Origin of the sequence: Clostridium sp. UBA1652 (genome assembly GCF_002320975.1) — a bacterium.
Taxonomy (GTDB): domain Bacteria; phylum Bacillota; class Clostridia; order Clostridiales; family Clostridiaceae; genus Clostridium_T; species Clostridium_T intestinale.
Window position 1 is genome coordinate 40,116 of sequence record NZ_DCLI01000096.1, and the last position, 15,218, is coordinate 55,333.

19 protein-coding genes and 1 pseudogene are annotated in these 15,218 nt (G+C 29.7%); 13 read left to right on the forward strand and 7 right to left on the reverse strand.

The features are described 5' to 3' along the window. Positions 1 to 39 precede the first annotated feature (39 nt). Together B3N22_RS23000 and B3N22_RS23005 are read right to left on the reverse strand one after the other, a co-directional pair. Positions 40 to 252 (reverse strand): DUF2922 domain-containing protein, encoded by a 213-nt coding sequence (locus B3N22_RS23000; RefSeq protein WP_286910948.1) that lies wholly within the window; start codon positions 250 to 252, stop codon positions 40 to 42. Between the two features lie 12 nt (positions 253 to 264). After that, positions 265 to 498, reverse strand: coding sequence for a DUF1659 domain-containing protein (locus tag B3N22_RS23005; protein WP_286910949.1), 234 nt, complete (start codon positions 496 to 498; stop codon positions 265 to 267). 281 nt (positions 499 to 779) lie between these two features. On the opposite strand from B3N22_RS23005, the gene B3N22_RS23010 reads away from it, so the two are divergent. Further along, on the forward strand, positions 780 to 2,072 hold the full coding sequence (locus tag B3N22_RS23010; protein ID WP_286910951.1) for an ATP-binding protein: 1,293 nt from the start codon (positions 780 to 782) through the stop codon (positions 2,070 to 2,072). Between the two features lie 40 nt (positions 2,073 to 2,112). Here the strand turns inward: B3N22_RS23010 and B3N22_RS23015 are convergent, their stop codons facing one another. Further along, complete coding sequence (locus B3N22_RS23015) at positions 2,113 to 2,460, reverse strand: winged helix-turn-helix transcriptional regulator (protein WP_286910953.1); 348 nt, start codon at positions 2,458 to 2,460, stop codon at positions 2,113 to 2,115. 207 nt (positions 2,461 to 2,667) lie between these two features. On the opposite strand from B3N22_RS23015, the gene B3N22_RS23020 reads away from it, so the two are divergent. Beyond that, on the forward strand, positions 2,668 to 3,213 hold the full coding sequence (locus tag B3N22_RS23020) for an NAD(P)H-dependent oxidoreductase (RefSeq protein WP_286910954.1): 546 nt from the start codon (positions 2,668 to 2,670) through the stop codon (positions 3,211 to 3,213). Here B3N22_RS23020 and B3N22_RS23025 read toward each other — a convergent pair. Together B3N22_RS23025 and B3N22_RS23030 are read right to left on the reverse strand one after the other, a co-directional pair. Further along, positions 3,177 to 4,127: an alpha/beta fold hydrolase gene (locus B3N22_RS23025; RefSeq protein WP_286910956.1), complete on the reverse strand. Its 951-nt coding sequence runs from the start codon at positions 4,125 to 4,127 to the stop codon at positions 3,177 to 3,179. The two genes, B3N22_RS23020 and B3N22_RS23025, sit on opposite strands and share 37 nt — an antisense overlap. Before the next feature lie 117 nt (positions 4,128 to 4,244). Then, positions 4,245 to 4,472 carry a CDGSH iron-sulfur domain-containing protein gene (locus B3N22_RS23030; protein ID WP_181602143.1) on the reverse strand — a complete coding sequence of 76 codons (228 nt, stop codon included), beginning with the start codon at positions 4,470 to 4,472 and terminating at the stop codon, positions 4,245 to 4,247. 160 nt (positions 4,473 to 4,632) lie between these two features. Here B3N22_RS23030 and B3N22_RS23035 point away from each other — a divergent pair. The 6 genes and pseudogenes from B3N22_RS23035 to B3N22_RS23060 all read left to right on the forward strand — a co-directional run. Then, positions 4,633 to 5,080, forward strand: a pseudogene (locus B3N22_RS23035) (MBL fold metallo-hydrolase); the annotation flags it as partial. 109 nt (positions 5,081 to 5,189) lie between these two features. After that, a complete protein-coding gene (locus B3N22_RS23040) occupies positions 5,190 to 5,579 on the forward strand; it encodes an ACT domain-containing protein (protein ID WP_286910959.1) in 390 nt (129 codons plus the stop codon). Positions 5,580 to 5,719: 140 nt separating this feature from the next. After that, complete coding sequence (locus tag B3N22_RS23045) at positions 5,720 to 5,926, forward strand: helix-turn-helix transcriptional regulator (RefSeq protein WP_286910961.1); 207 nt, start codon at positions 5,720 to 5,722, stop codon at positions 5,924 to 5,926. A 2-nt stretch (positions 5,927 to 5,928) separates the two neighbouring features. Next, positions 5,929 to 6,381: a hypothetical protein gene (locus B3N22_RS23050; protein ID WP_286910963.1), complete on the forward strand. Its 453-nt coding sequence runs from the start codon at positions 5,929 to 5,931 to the stop codon at positions 6,379 to 6,381. Positions 6,382 to 6,393: 12 nt separating this feature from the next. Further along, entirely contained in the window at positions 6,394 to 6,609 is a 216-nt protein-coding gene (locus B3N22_RS23055) for a hypothetical protein (protein ID WP_286910964.1), read from the forward strand. A 119-nt stretch (positions 6,610 to 6,728) separates the two neighbouring features. Then, positions 6,729 to 7,580: an AraC family transcriptional regulator gene (locus tag B3N22_RS23060; RefSeq protein ID WP_286910966.1), complete on the forward strand. Its 852-nt coding sequence runs from the start codon at positions 6,729 to 6,731 to the stop codon at positions 7,578 to 7,580. A gap of 47 nt (positions 7,581 to 7,627) precedes the next feature. Here B3N22_RS23060 and B3N22_RS23065 read toward each other — a convergent pair whose 3' ends face one another. Continuing rightward, positions 7,628 to 8,266 carry a Crp/Fnr family transcriptional regulator gene (locus tag B3N22_RS23065; RefSeq protein WP_286910968.1) on the reverse strand — a complete coding sequence of 213 codons (639 nt, stop codon included), beginning with the start codon at positions 8,264 to 8,266 and terminating at the stop codon, positions 7,628 to 7,630. A 90-nt stretch (positions 8,267 to 8,356) separates the two neighbouring features. Here B3N22_RS23065 and B3N22_RS23070 point away from each other — a divergent pair, with 90 nt between their 5' ends. Next, positions 8,357 to 9,709 (forward strand): MATE family efflux transporter, encoded by a 1,353-nt coding sequence (locus B3N22_RS23070; RefSeq protein WP_286910970.1) that lies wholly within the window; start codon positions 8,357 to 8,359, stop codon positions 9,707 to 9,709. A 139-nt stretch (positions 9,710 to 9,848) separates the two neighbouring features. Here B3N22_RS23070 and B3N22_RS23075 read toward each other — a convergent pair whose 3' ends face one another. Then, positions 9,849 to 10,640: a hypothetical protein gene (locus B3N22_RS23075; RefSeq protein ID WP_286910972.1), complete on the reverse strand. Its 792-nt coding sequence runs from the start codon at positions 10,638 to 10,640 to the stop codon at positions 9,849 to 9,851. Positions 10,641 to 10,981: 341 nt separating this feature from the next. Between B3N22_RS23075 and B3N22_RS23080 the strand changes: the two genes are divergently transcribed. The 4 genes from B3N22_RS23080 to B3N22_RS23095 are packed head-to-tail and all read left to right on the forward strand — an operon-like array spanning position 10,982 to position 15,216. Next, the gene (locus tag B3N22_RS23080) at positions 10,982 to 11,299 is read left to right on the forward strand and encodes a PadR family transcriptional regulator (RefSeq protein ID WP_073022209.1); all 318 of its coding nucleotides are present in this window, start codon (positions 10,982 to 10,984) and stop codon (positions 11,297 to 11,299) included. After that, on the forward strand, positions 11,296 to 12,606 hold the full coding sequence (locus tag B3N22_RS23085) for a DUF2812 domain-containing protein (protein WP_286910974.1): 1,311 nt from the start codon (positions 11,296 to 11,298) through the stop codon (positions 12,604 to 12,606). The genes B3N22_RS23080 and B3N22_RS23085 overlap by 4 nt, the downstream gene beginning before the upstream one ends. A gap of 3 nt (positions 12,607 to 12,609) precedes the next feature. Next, positions 12,610 to 13,920 carry a DUF2812 domain-containing protein gene (locus B3N22_RS23090; RefSeq protein ID WP_286910976.1) on the forward strand — a complete coding sequence of 437 codons (1,311 nt, stop codon included), beginning with the start codon at positions 12,610 to 12,612 and terminating at the stop codon, positions 13,918 to 13,920. A 3-nt stretch (positions 13,921 to 13,923) separates the two neighbouring features. After that, entirely contained in the window at positions 13,924 to 15,216 is a 1,293-nt protein-coding gene (locus B3N22_RS23095) for a DUF2812 domain-containing protein (RefSeq protein WP_286910978.1), read from the forward strand. The last annotated feature ends 2 nt before the right edge of the window (positions 15,217 to 15,218 follow it).

The following is a 15,218-nucleotide window of genomic DNA, read 5'->3' on the forward strand; positions in this document are numbered from 1 at the left end:
TTCTTAGGTCTAAGGTATAGGGACCTTTATTTTAAAGAACTAGATCATATCACGTGAGCTTTTTTCAGTAACCTTAGCTTTAGACGGACTTAATAATGAGCCATTTTTAGTAAGAAAGATATTATTTGCTATAATAACATCCATCAATGCCTTAACTTGTTCTTTAGTTAAGCCGTCTTTAACACCTTGTATAGTTAAAGTTGCCTTGCTGCCATTTGATGTCACGAAGGTTAGGGTTAAAGATCTCTCCATAACTTACACCTCCTATTCTTCATCTGGAGTTTTTTCAATGATTATAATCTTGTTAAGCAAAAATTCTCCAGTTTCTGTTTCTAAAATCTCTGAAATTGCATCTGCCACGTTATAAATATTTTCATAGGGGGCATCTAGTCTTATACCGGAGAACGTTCTTTTCTTGAAAACTTTTTCTCCTTTTGAGTCTACGCCATTTTCAATTTCAATGGTTAAAGATAATGATTTTAAATTATCAATTATCATTTTAACGACCTCCTAATAATTATTTATAAGATTATATTATGTTTTAAGTCGAAGATTGCTACAAAATTAACTAATAAAATAGAATTTGTCGGTTTTAGGGCGGTATTAAGATATAAAAGGAGTTTAATGAAGCTGAGAATAAAAGTGTGAAAATGTCAAAATAGCTAAGTGTCAAAATGTCAAAGTGGCAAAGTGTCAAAATGTCCAAATGTAGAAATTATTTCAATATGTTCACATAGAATATAGAGAGTAAAGAAATTGGGAACTTAAGGAAGTTTTTTATGGGAAAGAATAAAAAAGAAATGGATACACAAATAGGTGTCGATAATGGTAGTGATATTTTAAGTGAGGCACATTGGCATGATACTGATGAAGTTAAGGGTGAAATTATAGATGAGTTTTATTTTGGAGAGAAACCTAAAGAAGAGTCAAAGAAAGTTGATAAAAGAAAAGAGGATGAAACACTTACAAGGGTTGATTATAAGGATATAAATAGTGAAAATTTATATAAACAAGTAGATCTGAATATATTTGATATAGGAAATGAAGCAGAAGTATATAATGTGAGTAAAAATATTAAACTTAGAAAATCTACTGCTAATATGGTTAGTGATTTAAGAATGATGCATCCTAATGCTAATGTTCGAATTAGCAGAATAATAGATGATTCCATAAGGTATTATTATAAATTTATAAAGGATCAAGGTGGATTTGTTATAGAAAAGGTTGAGTTAAATGCTTCTAGAAGTGTAGGTTTAGCTAAAGCTACTAGAGATATTATCTATGATGAAAATTATGCGATTCCCTTTGACGACAAGGTAAATGTTAATGGAGGAATTGAAGAGCTCAGTGGAGATTTAATTAAAGAATATTTTAGAACATCAGAAAGTGAGCTTTATTGGGAGGTTAGTAAGTTTTCATTAGAAGCTTTAGGGAAAAAGCTTGGAATAGTTGAAAATTCTAAAGCGGGATTAAAAGTTAAAAATGTAGGGTTGTTAATGTTTAGTAATTTTCCTCAAAAGTTTTTTCCTATGTGTCAGATTGAAGTAATAGATTTTACAAAGAAATCTTTTGAAGCAGATTTTACGGAGAAGATTTTTACAGGCTCAATATATACTCAGTTAATAGGTGCTTTAGTATACATTAGCAATTCGGTTATAAAAGAGAAATTTATAAAAGTTAATGATAAGTCTGAAGCGGTAAGAATATTTAGCTACCCTTATGAGGCTATTAAAGAAGCTTTGGTTAATAGCGTTTATCACAGAGATTATTTAGGGAACGAGCCTATTGAGGTCAGAATATATAAAGATGAAATAATAATAATTAATTATCCAGGTGCAGACAAGTCCATAAGGCTTGAGGATATTAATGAGGGAAGAGTATTTGCAAGAAGATATAGAAATAGAAAAATAGGTGAGTTTTTAAAAGCTATGAAATTAGCACAAGGAAAGGCTACAGGTTTATCTAAAATTATTGATGTTATGAAAAAGAATTATTCACCAAGGCCTGTTTTTGAAATGGATGATGAGAGAAGCTACTTTTTGGTTAGGTTAGCTATAAATAGTTATTTTTAACCTAATTATTTGGTTAGCTCCTCCGTTAAGTTTGATGCAGTCAATTTTCTAATAGATTTATATCCTCCCCTTGGAGTTTTCTAAGTCTAATATTTTCTCTTCCCCAAGTACACATTACATCTATATTTTTATTAGCTGTTTTCCCATATTCAGTAACATAGTATTCAACTTTTGGGGGCATTTGATGATAATTTATTCTTCCCACAATTCCATCTCTTTCTAGTTCACGAAGTTGTTGTATTAGTACTTTTTGAGAGATATCTGGAATAAGACGTTCTAACTCACTGGTTCTTTTAGCGCCAGACATAAGTAGACATACAATTAAAGCTTTCCATTTACCACCGAGGATTTCTAGAGTTGCTTCAATTCCTAAATTATATTGTTTCAAAATATCACCTCCAATTTTATTATAGTTTATCAGTTTATATTAGAGTAATACACACTTCAAAGTAAGTATCTTACTGACTTTATTGTGTGTATTTACAATATATATTTTTAGGACAATAATAATTATAAAGCTAATTTCAAGTGCTGTAAAATCAGTCTTGAAAGGATTAAAGATAATCAGATGTATATAGAAAGGATTGGTGATTTTATGAAAACTCTTATAATATTAGCTCACCCTGACATTGATAATTCAAAGGTAAACAAAAGGTGGAAAGAGGAATTAGAGAAATACCCTAATGATATTATGGTTCACGAGCTTTATAAAGAATATCCAGACTGGAATATTGACGTTGAAAGGGAACAACAGCTGCTTGAAGCACATAATCATATCATTTTACAGTGTCCTCTATATTGGTATAGCTATCCGCCTTTATTAAAAAAGTGGTTTGATGATGTTTTTACCTATGGTTGGGCATATGGTTCAAAAGGAAATAAATTAAAAGATAAAAAGTTTGGAATTGCTTTATCAATAGGAGATAAAAAAGAAAATTACTCACCTACAGGTTCAGTTTCTTTTACAGTTGATGAAGTGATTACACCGTTTAAGGCTAGTATGAAGCATGTTGGGGCTATAACATTACCTTATTTTGCTGTTTTTGGAGCGTTATTTCAGGTAATCAGTGAAGAAATAGATCAAAGTGCAAAAGATTATATTAATTATTTGGAAAGCTCCTCTGTAAATTCTTTTATATAACTTACCACTTCATCAGAATTTGACCAATGAATATAATGTTGTGAGTCCTTAAGTGTTATATGACGGCTATCTGTTGACCAAGATGAAAGCTCTTCTTGCGCCTTTGCCCACTCTTCTCCACTATCAGAGGATAATACAAGAATTGGGATATTGATAGTAGAACCATAATTAAGAACTGTTTTTGCATTTTCATTTATAGATTTTAAATTGCTTAAGTTTATTGAAGCGCCTGTATAGTTATAGTACATTGACTTATCAACTTCTTTTAAGTTTTCTGGAAGGTTTTTATTTCTTATATTTTCACCATACAGTGGAAGAAGTAAAGAAAAATTACCTAAAAGTCTATTGATTCCTAAAAAACGAAGAAGGGATGTCCCTCTATTAAAAGCTATAGAGGATATTTCAGAAGAGGTGCTATAAAATTCAGGGCTTCCCCCATCTAGAAACACTATTCCAGCAACTTTTTCTTTATACCTTTGAGCAAAATTAATTGCTTCTAGTGATCCTAAAGAATGACATACTAATATTAGGGGTTTAGTTTCTTTGCTTAAAGAATCCACTATAGTGGATAGTTCAGTAGTTAGGTTATTCATATCTCTGCTGGCCTTTGTTCTAGAACTCCAACCATACCCAGCATGGTCAAAAGAGATTGTTTTTGAGTATTTAGCTAAAGTGTCTTGTAAATAATAAAAATCTGTATAAGCAGAAGGCGTGCCTGAGCCTGTAATGAAAACTAAAGTGCTATCACCATTACCCTTAACATAACAATGAGCATCATAATTACCAGTGTTTACGTATGTTCCAGGAGCTTCATATTTATTATTTTCATACTTTTGCATCACTCCTTGCCAAACAACACCTATAAGAAGTAGGAACATTATAATAACTCTCTTTGATTTTAGTATCTTTTTCATATATTCTCCCATAATTAGCTTAGGTTTTGTTATTAAAATTATACCATATTATGTATATAAGTAATAAAAATAAAAACAGCAGTATATTTAAGATATAACCGCTGTTTAGCTATAATATTATTTTTTAGCTCTTGCTTCATTTTTAAATACACCTTTATGGGCACCAGAACAAAATGGAGGATTTGTTGTTAAGCCGCATCTACATAAATAACATCTTCCCTCTGGCCATACACCTTGAGGTTTTTCCATAACATTTCCTTCACCATCGAGTATTTCTACATCATCTAAATCCCCAGTAATAAGTAATGGAGCATTGTCTATAGCTTGAATTTTAATTTTACCCATATTACTACCTTCTTTCTAAAATTTTTAATATCTTAGTGTAGTATATGTACATAACTAAGTTTTATTATAAATTTATATTTTAAAGATAGCATGTTACAAAATTCTTTAGGTGGCTTCTACTAAATATAGTCACATTGATTTAATGGTTAAATTTAGATTATTATTTGATTTAGGATATTCAGAGTTATTTATCAAAAATTCTAAGGCACTAGGTATAGATTTAAGTGATTTGGACCATATAGTAATTTCCCATGGACATGATGATCATACTGGTGGATTAAAACATTATTTTGAAGAAAATAATAAACATAAAATAACTATTACAGCACATCCAGATGCTTTTAACGAAAAATCTTTAGGTAATATTAAAATCTGTTCACCTATTTTAAAGGAAGACTTAAAAGAAAAGCGTAATCTGAACTTATCAAAGAAACCAGTTAAGTCTGTTTGAAGTGGATGAGCAAGTTAGAAATACAATTGATTACTTAAATGAGAATAATATTAATGAATTATATCCTTGTCATTGTACTTCTTTTGAGGTTAGAGCGGAAATGTATAAGAGTTTGCCAGTGAAGGAAGTAGGTGTAGGGTTAGAATTAATTTGGTGAGAAAAAGAAATAGATTAGAGTTACATCCTTCTATTTAAATATTTTGTTCAAAACAGTATAATATATAATTATGGATATAAAGTATATTTAAATGAGAGAGGATAAGAAGATGAATAAGAAAATACTAACGATGGAGTTATTAGATGGTATATACGGCGTATGCAGATTAGATAAAAATGAGTTAATTCCTAATTGGGCGCAAAATGGGGATTTTTTTTCTATAACAAGAACAGCTGATGAGTTATCAATAGTGTGTAGTGAAGAATTCATTCCTTCTGATGTAAAGTGTGAAGGGGATTGGAAAATTCTTAAAATCAAGGGTCCGTTAGTTTTTTCTTTAGTAGGAATACTGGCATCTATCAGTACAATTTTGGCTCAAAAGGGCATAACTATATTTGCGATTTCTACTTATGATACAGATTATATTCTTGTTAAAAACAAAGATATAGATAATACTGTAGAAGCCCTTGTTAATGAAAGATATGAAGTTATTTGTTAGATATACCATATTGAAAAGCTAAAGTATTAAAATTGCTTTAGCTTTTTATTTTTTTTCTTTTTTATGCAAAGTATACTTTACAAATAATGCAAAGTATACTATACTAAAATTGTAAAGCGAACTTTGCAAGGAGGAGACTAATGAAGACTAGAATTCAAGAGTTAAGAAAAAAGCATAAAATGTCGCAAGAAGAATTAGCTATGGCGGTTGGAGTTACAAGGCAGACTATTACATCATTAGAAGGTGAAAAGTATACAGCTTCTTTAATTCTAGCCTATAAAATAGCTAAAAATTTTGGGCTTACGATACAAGAAGTATTTGATTTTTCAGAAGTGGAGGAAGTGTAAAAATGGAAAAGTTTAAAAATGTGTTGAATAAGAGAATTGTTGTTATGAATACTTTTAATCTTTTAGCTGTTAGTTTTATAGCTTTATCAAATATTTATAGGTCTACTATTTATACAAAAAATGTTGATATAGCTGATATGATTCATGGGTTTCAGTTAGGAATATTTGTTGGGTTAGAGTTCATGATGGTTATGTTTGTTTTTAGATATAGAAAAGCACTTAAAAGTGAAACGGAACTTAAAAAATTATATATTGAAGAAATGGATGAGAGAAGAAAGCTTATTAAAGATAAAATAGGCGGGACAGGACTTAATATTTGTTTAGGTGGAATTGCAACAGCAACTATTATTTCTGGATTCTTTAATGAAATAGTATTTTTATCATTAATGGGAGCGTTGATTTTTATGGCGTTAGTAAAGGGAATTTTAAAGGTTTATTATAGAAATAAATTTTAAGGAGAGATTTTTATGAGAGAAATTAAGTCTAATAAATATTTACTTTTTGCAAGTTTAGCAGCCCTAGTATATTTTTTTGGAAGAGGGTTTATAAATATTCCTGATGTGGTTGAAGGATTTTGTGTAGGGCTTTCAATTGTACTATATTCAGTTGGGCTTTATAGTATAAATCATGATATTAATAAGCTTAAGGATGGGAAGAGAAATTTATTTAAAAAATTTATTTAATATTAAAATGCAACGTTTAAGAATGTCCGAATTTATGAACATTCTTAAACCTACATATTGGTGCGAGGAATATCGGACTCATAGTTTATATTTCCTTTAAAATGAGTATGAAAGGGGAGATGGCTTTGGATTGGATAGAGAGAATGAATGCTGCTTTAGAATATATAGAAGAAAATATTCAAGGCGAGATTATTTATTCAGAAATTGCAAAAAGGGCCTATTGTTCTGAATATCATTTTTCTAGAATGTTTTCGGCAATTAGTGGAATAGCTTTATCAGAATATATAAGGCGTAGAAGATTGACTCTTGCTGCCTTTGAAATTCAAAAAACTGATATACGTATACTAGATATAGCTATTAAATACGGGTATGAATCTGGGGACTCATTTTCAAGAGCATTTCAAAAAACTCATGGAATAAAACCTTCAGAGGCACGTAATTCAGGAGCACAACTAAAAGCCTTTCCAAAAATCTCTTTTCAAATATCTATAAAAGGAGATAAGGAAATGGAGTATAGGATTGAGAATATTGATTTCGAAATAAGAATAGTAGGGAAGAAAGGGTTAGTAAAGACAAATAGAGCTTTTAAAACTATACCTACTCTTTGGAGTAAATCCAAAAAAGAAGGTTTCACTCAAAGATTAATTGATATGTCATGGGAGAATCCTAAATGTAAAATGGAAGGTCTACTTGGAGTTTGCGGAAAAGAAGCTGCCATTATGGATGATGAGTTTGAGTATTTTATGGGAGTAAGGTATACGGAAGATAAACAAGAAGACTTGGAAGAACTTATAATTCCATCAAGCACTTGGGCAGTTTTCCCTAATATAGTGGAGGCATGGAAGAGGTTATATTCTGAATGGATTCCCACATCAGGTTATGAGCTTGGGAATCTTCCATGTATAGAATGTTATTATGGAGCTGGTCATAAGCCAAGACATGAACTTTGGGTTCCTGTTGTACCTAAATAATTATCAATACGAGTGACTTCTATCACCTGCCTTTTAGAGAAGTGGCGCTAGCCACTTTTTTTATCGTCAACAAGCCTATACTTACCTTTTGCCAGTCTTTCTAACAACTCTTTTTCAACAAGTCTTTTTAATATTCTTTGTATCTGACGTGTACTAATATTAAAGGTTAACGCTATATCTCCCATATGTTCAATTACTTTATCAGTATAATTTAGTTTAAAATATTCAAAAATACGCTCTTCTAGTGGAGCACTATATTTATTATCAGTAGAAGAGTGGTTCATTTTATCAGCAAGGGACTTAATTATGAATCTTAAAAAACTATTGTCATTTTGTAAAAGATTTTTATATTTATGAAAAGAAATCCCAATGCAATATACATCGCTAAGTGCTTCTACATAATTTTGTGAAATGGTGTAACCTGCGAATTCCATATCACCAAGTGCGCAGAAATCATTTTGTTTATGAATTGAGTAAATCATACCATTATCAAGTATTGAATAAATTCGTATAGAACCGCTTACTAGAAAAAGAAAATAATTCAAAGGATTTATTGAGTTAACAATAGTTTCTCCTTTTTTATATTCAAATAAGAAAAACTCTAGGTTAGGAGTATCAAATAATGACAGTATATTATATTTATTTAAGTACTCATTTAATTTTTCTTGGGATTTAATTGTTTTCATATAATACCTCCATTTTGTATATGATTATGACACGTGTCACAACTAAAAGCAATTTAAATTGATATTATATTTTTGGAGGTGGTGAAAAATATGGAAAATGAAGTATTTGAGAAATTTAGTGTTCCTAAAGCTGTACTTACGCTTGCAATCCCTACGATGTTGGGACAACTATCAACTATAATATATAATGTTACAGATACATATTTTGTATCATTAACTAATGATGAGTATCAGATTGCTGCTGTTACTTTGGCATTGCCAGTATCATTGATAATTATGTCCTTAGGAGCTGTATTTGGTTATGGGGGAAGTAGCTATATATCTCGTTTGTTAGGACAAAAAGAAGATGAAAAAATAAAAAATGTATCTGCTTTTTGTGTTTATAGTGGTTTAATATTGTGTTTATTAGTATTAATTGTGGGTATTGTAGGATTAAAGCCCATAACTTATTTAACTGGTGCAGGGGATGAAAACTTTATTCATACTTATAACTATTTGAAAATTATAATACTTGGAGCGCCATTCATATTTTACAGTAATATGCTGATTCATATAATTCGTTCTACAGGTATGGCAAAAGAAGCGTCTATGGGACTAATAATTGGAACAGTAACTAATATTATTTTAGATTATATATTTATTGTTCCATTTAGTATGGGTGTAACAGGAGCAGCCTTAGCAACTATTATTGGAAACATTATGAATGTATTATACTATTTATATCTTTTTGGTAGAAAGAAATTAGTTTTATCTATTTCTCCTAAGTATTTTAAAATATCCAAGGAAATAGCATCTAATGTAATAGGGGTTGGTATACCTGGTGCTATGGTAACTGTACTGTTATCAATTTCAAACATTATACTTAATAATACTATCTCAACCTATGGATCAATAGTAATTGCAGCTTATGGAATTGCAAGCAAGGTGAACTCTTTTGCAGTAATGTTAACTGTTGGTTTGGCTCAGGGCGTAGCACCCTTAATTGGATACTATTATGGTGCCAAGAATTATAAGAGATTGAAGGAAACTATTAGATTTACTACAGGATTTTCTATTACAATGGGGGTATGTTTTACTATTATATTCATATTAGCTAGAAATCCTATAGCGGCATTATTTATAAAGGATGCTGAATTTATTGGTGTCACAACTACTTTTTTATGTATTATTACATTGTCTAATCCTATACTAGGTATAAGCAATATTGTTAATGCTATGTTCCAAGCGGTAGGAAAACCAATGCAGTCCCTGATGATTACATTATCTAGACAATTAATAGTATTTATCCCGGTTCTAATTATTACTAGTAAACTTTTTGGAGTAAATGCGGTTATCGGCTCACAAGTCATATCTGATGTTATTGTTACTGTTATTGCATTTTTGTTATATAAAAGTTTTATTTCATCAAATTTAGTTAATGAAAATATTGTTGTAGAAGCATAATTCTATATAAATAATTTTCTATTATTTTCATAACATTATTATGGAGCTGGTCATAAGCCAAGACGTGAACTTTGGGTACCAGTTATAGCTAAAAAATGAGGTCATGCTTTATAAAGGCATGACCTTAAGTCTTTATAGACTATTTATTTTTAATTATGATTTTGAATTCATCTAGATTTATTTTGTATTCTGTAAGCATTTCTATAACTGTGTCTCTAAAAGAATTTTGAGGAGATTTTTTCTCAAGTGGTTGGATATTTTTTATGATTTTATTACTATTTTTATTTGATCTGTATTGTTTTGTTAGAATTGCTGCAGTTTTTACAAGTAAGTCGTCCCAGTCTTCAACTAAAACATTGTGATTGTGAAGTGTAAATCCTTTAGGGTCCTTTAATGAAAAGTCTTTATATATTTCTATTTGTTCTTCTGTAGTAGCTTGAGAGGGAGAAGCTTCTTTAGTGGTATTTACTGATTTTTCTTTAATTTCATTAGTTAGGATTGCTGCTTTAGAATCTTCAGTAGGAGCTTCTTTTCTCATATTGCTTTCATATTCATCTTGCATCCAGCTAACATAGTTGTTTATGTTTTGAACAACGTCGTAGATAGCTATTGAAGTATCTCTATGCTCCTGGCTTGTTGTAAATTCTCTGTTCTTTTTGATTATTTCGCTTGACCTATCTTCAATGTAGTTTATTGTATCTTCTAAAATATCAGCTAAATTGTTAAGACCATTTTGAATCTCTATAGACATAGTTGGAAAATTCTCTATTAGATATTTAACAGTATCTCCTTCAAATAAGGATAGATTCCTTCTTTGAGATAAACTTTTTTTCTGAGAAAAGCTTGGCTCAATTTCTTTAACTTCTACTTTAGGTTCTGGCATAATAGGCACCTCTTTTTCTTTAATTTCATTTCTTTTTAAAAATCCCATTAATTAATAACCTCCTGTTTTGTAAATTAAATATTCTATACTACTTTATCAGCAGTATAAGTTTGTACATATACATGAGTACTCACAAAGTGGTCTATTTATTTCTTAAATATAAAAAACTTTAGAAGAAATCAGTTTGTCTATACTTATAATTGTATTTATAATGCTACTGCAATACAATAGCAATATGTGAAAATTATGGAATGTTGGAGGGGTAAAAATGATTAAGAAGGTATTGGTATTTCTTTTTTTTATGGAAAATTATATAAATTTGTTGCAAATATCGAGTATCGATAATATAATAATATTATCGATACTCGATATTAAAGAGGTGATAACAAATGGCAAGAGAACAGCTTCAGACTCTGACTGAACCAATGTACTATATATTGATGGCTTTGCTTAAAGAAAGATGTGGGGTAGACATCATGGAAGCTGTATTAGAAATATCTAATGGTCGTGTTAAGGTTGGACCAGGGACTTTATACGCTCTCCTTGGAAAGTTTGAAAAGGAAAATATAATAATGGAGACAGAAGTTCAAGGTAGAAAAAGAAGTTATATAATTACGGATAAAGGCAAGGAGATACTTGTAGAGGAATATAAAAGATTAGTTACTATGGTGAATGATGGGTTATCAAATATGGAGGGAGAACTATGAGAAATAAAAAAACTGTTGTTTTTCTTTATGAAGCATATGAATGTTCTGCATTAGAAGAATACTTTGAAGCTATGGCTGAATCAGGATGGTTAATTAAATCTATAAGCAGACCATTTCTAAAATTTGAAAAAATAGAGCCGAGGAAATTAAAGTTTTCAGTTGATATATTAAATAAGATTTCGTCTTATGATCCAGATGACAGTGATGATGCATTAGATTACAGAGAATACTGCGAAGCTGCTGGATGGAAATATGTATGCCAAGATAAAAAAATTCAAGTGTTCTATACTGAAGATTATAACTCGACTATAGACATCCAGACAGATGAGGGGGAGAAGTTTAAGTCGGTGGTTAAGGCATCAATGGGGAATGTGTTTTCATATCTTTTTCTTGTGTTGCTTTGGGTATTAAATGTAAAAATGTTATTCATAGGCGATATAAGCTATGCACTAACATCTAATTTTAGCTTCTTTGCATCGGTGGGTATATGTATTTTTATATTTATATATAGCAGTAAAATAATAAGTTTCATAATTTGGTTCTTTAAGGCAAGGAAACAAGTAAAAGAACATAAATCTATACCTTATAATAACTATAAACAATTGAGAAGGAAGAATATTTTATTAAACTCTTATATGGTAATTTGGTTAGGGCTTTTTTTATATTTATCAATTCTTGATGAAACTAAATATAAGAATGGGAATATTACTTTCTTAGTTTTAATGATATCAGTAGTTATAATATCCGTATTTGTCGCGAGATATATTAGAAAGAAAAAATACTCTAGACAAACTAATATTACTTTAGCAATAGGTGGAGGTTTTGCAGCAGTATTTATAGGACTAATACTAGTAGGAATAACAATTTCAACATCTTTATTAAGTGAAGACAATATAAATGAAAGAGCAAAAACCAAGAGTAACCTTACAATTAGTGATTTTGGATATAAGGAAAATGAGAGTGATTTTTATGGGGATTATCAGAGGAGTTTACTTGCAGAACGAGTACGTTACTCAAATAGTGATGAAAACAATAGCTTGGGCTATACAGTTCTAAGTAGTAAGTATCCTTGGATTGTTGAGTTACAAGAAAATAGGATAGTAGAGTGGGTTAGTGGATTTGAAGAGGATTTAAAAATAAGAAATACGAGCCTACCAAGTAATGTTAAGGTTTATTCTGATGAGAAAAATGAAGCATATATATTTGTAACCCCAAGTAAGGTGATTGATATGCATACCAATCTTTCTAGTATTGATAAAGACGAGTTTTTAGATGTAGTATATGAGAAACTGTTAAAGGAGAACTAGGGGATGAGAGATAAAAAGAAGGTTTATTTTGATTATGAAGCATATGAATGTTCTGCATTAGAAGAATATTTTGAAGCTATGGCTGAATCAGGATGGTTAATTAAATCTATAAACAGACCATTTCTAAAATTCGAAAAAATAGAACCTAAGAAGCTAAAGTTTTCAGTTGATATATTAAATAAAATCTCAAAATATGATCCCGATGACAGTTATGATGCATTAGACTACAGGGAATACTGCGAAGTTGCTGGATGGAAATATGTATGCCAAGATAATAAGATTCAAGTTTTTTATACTGAGGATTATAACTCGACTATAGATATTCACACAGATGAGAATGAGAAGTTTAAATCAGTGATTAAGGCTTCATTAGGAAATATGTTTTTGTATTTTTTTCTTGTTTTGGTATGGGGATTTAATATTAAAATGGATTTTAGTAGAGACATCGGTTATACAGCAACATCTAATTTTTCTTTGTTTTCATTACTTTTAATGTTTAGCTTAGTATTAATATACTCTACTAAACCAATTAGCTTTATTATATGGGCCTTAAAATCAAGAAAAAGAATAAGAGAGAATAAATCTATAAAATATAATAATTATAAGCAATTAAGGTTAAAAAATATTTTCATATCTTCAATTACTATAATTTATATGGTGCTACTTGCAGTATTTATACTAAGTAATGATAATTTATCTAGAAGTGCTGCTGTAATATCTTTAATACTAATCTTCGGTACAGTTATAGGTACTATATTTATTACTAGATATATTAGAAAGAAAAGATATTCTAGACAAACTAATATTACCTTAGCTATAGGTGGAGGGTTTGCATATATATTTATATTTTTAGCCATTACTGGAGTAATACTTTCATTTAATACTTTAGATAATTACGATAGAAATAAAGTTCCAGAGGATAAAATTGAACTTACCATTAATGATTTTGGATATGAGGAAAGTAATGATGTACACGCTAATTATAAACGAAGTATGGTTGCTGAAAAATTAGTGTATTTTTCTTCTAGTAATAAGGAGAATAGATTAGATTATACTTTGTTTAAAAGTAAGTACAGTTATTTAATTAAGCTTCAAGAAAAAAGTTTGGTAAAAATGATTAATAAGGTTTGGGATGATTTAGAGATATTTGAAACTAATCTTCCAAAAGATATTAATGTGTATACCTATAGAAATGAAGAGGCATATATATTTGTGTCAAAGGATAAAGTATTGAAAATAGATGCTGATTTTAAGGATATGAACAAAGATACATTTATAGATATAGTATATGAGAAGTTATTGAAGGAGAACTAGGGTATGAGAGATAAAAAAACAACTTTATTTATATATTCTCCTTATGAGTGTTCAGCAGTAGAGGAATATCTAGAGATAATGGCGGAAAAGGGATGGATGATAGAATCACTAAGAAAACCCTTCTTTAAGTTTAAGAGAATAGAACCTAGGAGATTAAAATTTTCAGTTGATATATTTGAAGGGATTTCCACTCTTGATCCAAAAAATAGTGAAAAAGCTTTAGACTATAGAGAGTATTGTGAAGCTGCTGGTTGGGAATATGTATGTCAACAGGACAAAATTCAAGTTTTTTATACTGAGGATTATGATAAAACTATTGATATAAAGACTGATAATAATGAAAAATTTAAGGCTATAGTTAAATCATCTTTGTCAGGATTATCAAATACATTATTTATTACAATTTTAGCTATTTTAAACATTTGTATACAAGCATTTTTTAATATCGATGGTATTCTCACTTCAAATATAGGAGTACTTGCAGTAATTTTGACTATTGTTTTTATTATTTATAGCTTTATAAGCTTGGCAAGTTTCTCGAAATGGGCTATAAAAACCAAAAGGACATTAGAGGATGGTAGATATATAGAATATAATACCTACAAACAATTAAAAAGCAAAAATCTTTTTATAAAAGCATATGCTGTTTTGATTGGCTTAGGGGTTCCGTTATTTATGATCTTTGAAAAAAATGGAGATAAAACTGTAAATATTGCTACGGCGATAGCTTTTATAGTTGTAAGTATTCTTCTAAGAGGGGTTCAATATATTAAGAACAATAAGAGATTTTCTAAGGGTACTAATGTTGTACTTAGAATTGGGGCAGAGGCTCTTACAGTGGTTATTACTTTAGCGTTTTTTGTGGGGCTAGTGGTTTTGGTTATAAGTAGAATTGATGAACAGAAAAACATAACTGAAGGGTTTAATCTTAGTGTAAGTGATTTTGGATATGAAGAGCATAATGATAGATTAATATCCTACACTAACTCAAGTATATTAGCTCAGAAATTAGAGTATAACTATGGAGATTTATTAGATTATACAGTTTTTCATAGCAATTATAGACTAGCTATTAAATCACATGAAGTTTGGCTAAAGAATAGGTTAAAGGATTTTAACCTAGAGCTTATGGATACTAGGCTTCCTAAAGAGGTTAAAGTTTATGGGAATGAAGGTAGGACAAGATATATAATTTCTTCAGATAATAGGGTTTTAGAATTGTATAATAAAATGAAAACAGATGATGAGGGTGCGTTTTTAGATGTAGTATATGAGAAGTTATTAAAGGAGAATTAGGG

Coding starts and splice junctions, on each gene's coding strand:
- B3N22_RS23000 (WP_286910948.1), bottom strand. CDS start 252: ATGGAGAGATCTTTAACCCTAACCTTCGTGACATCAAATGGCAGCAAG.
- B3N22_RS23005 (WP_286910949.1), bottom strand. CDS start 498: ATGATAATTGATAATTTAAAATCATTATCTTTAACCATTGAAATTGAA.
- B3N22_RS23010 (WP_286910951.1), top strand. CDS start 780: ATGGGAAAGAATAAAAAAGAAATGGATACACAAATAGGTGTCGATAAT.
- B3N22_RS23020 (WP_286910954.1), top strand. CDS start 2,668: ATGAAAACTCTTATAATATTAGCTCACCCTGACATTGATAATTCAAAG.
- B3N22_RS23025 (WP_286910956.1), bottom strand. CDS start 4,127: ATGAAAAAGATACTAAAATCAAAGAGAGTTATTATAATGTTCCTACTT.
- B3N22_RS23030 (WP_181602143.1), bottom strand. CDS start 4,472: ATGGGTAAAATTAAAATTCAAGCTATAGACAATGCTCCATTACTTATT.
- B3N22_RS23040 (WP_286910959.1), top strand. CDS start 5,190: ATGAATAAGAAAATACTAACGATGGAGTTATTAGATGGTATATACGGC.
- B3N22_RS23045 (WP_286910961.1), top strand. CDS start 5,720: ATGAAGACTAGAATTCAAGAGTTAAGAAAAAAGCATAAAATGTCGCAA.
- B3N22_RS23050 (WP_286910963.1), top strand. CDS start 5,929: ATGGAAAAGTTTAAAAATGTGTTGAATAAGAGAATTGTTGTTATGAAT.
- B3N22_RS23055 (WP_286910964.1), top strand. CDS start 6,394: ATGAGAGAAATTAAGTCTAATAAATATTTACTTTTTGCAAGTTTAGCA.
- B3N22_RS23060 (WP_286910966.1), top strand. CDS start 6,729: ATGGCTTTGGATTGGATAGAGAGAATGAATGCTGCTTTAGAATATATA.
- B3N22_RS23065 (WP_286910968.1), bottom strand. CDS start 8,266: ATGAAAACAATTAAATCCCAAGAAAAATTAAATGAGTACTTAAATAAA.
- B3N22_RS23070 (WP_286910970.1), top strand. CDS start 8,357: ATGGAAAATGAAGTATTTGAGAAATTTAGTGTTCCTAAAGCTGTACTT.
- B3N22_RS23075 (WP_286910972.1), bottom strand. CDS start 10,640: ATGGGATTTTTAAAAAGAAATGAAATTAAAGAAAAAGAGGTGCCTATT.
- B3N22_RS23080 (WP_073022209.1), top strand. CDS start 10,982: ATGGCAAGAGAACAGCTTCAGACTCTGACTGAACCAATGTACTATATA.
- B3N22_RS23085 (WP_286910974.1), top strand. CDS start 11,296: ATGAGAAATAAAAAAACTGTTGTTTTTCTTTATGAAGCATATGAATGT.
- B3N22_RS23090 (WP_286910976.1), top strand. CDS start 12,610: ATGAGAGATAAAAAGAAGGTTTATTTTGATTATGAAGCATATGAATGT.
- B3N22_RS23095 (WP_286910978.1), top strand. CDS start 13,924: ATGAGAGATAAAAAAACAACTTTATTTATATATTCTCCTTATGAGTGT.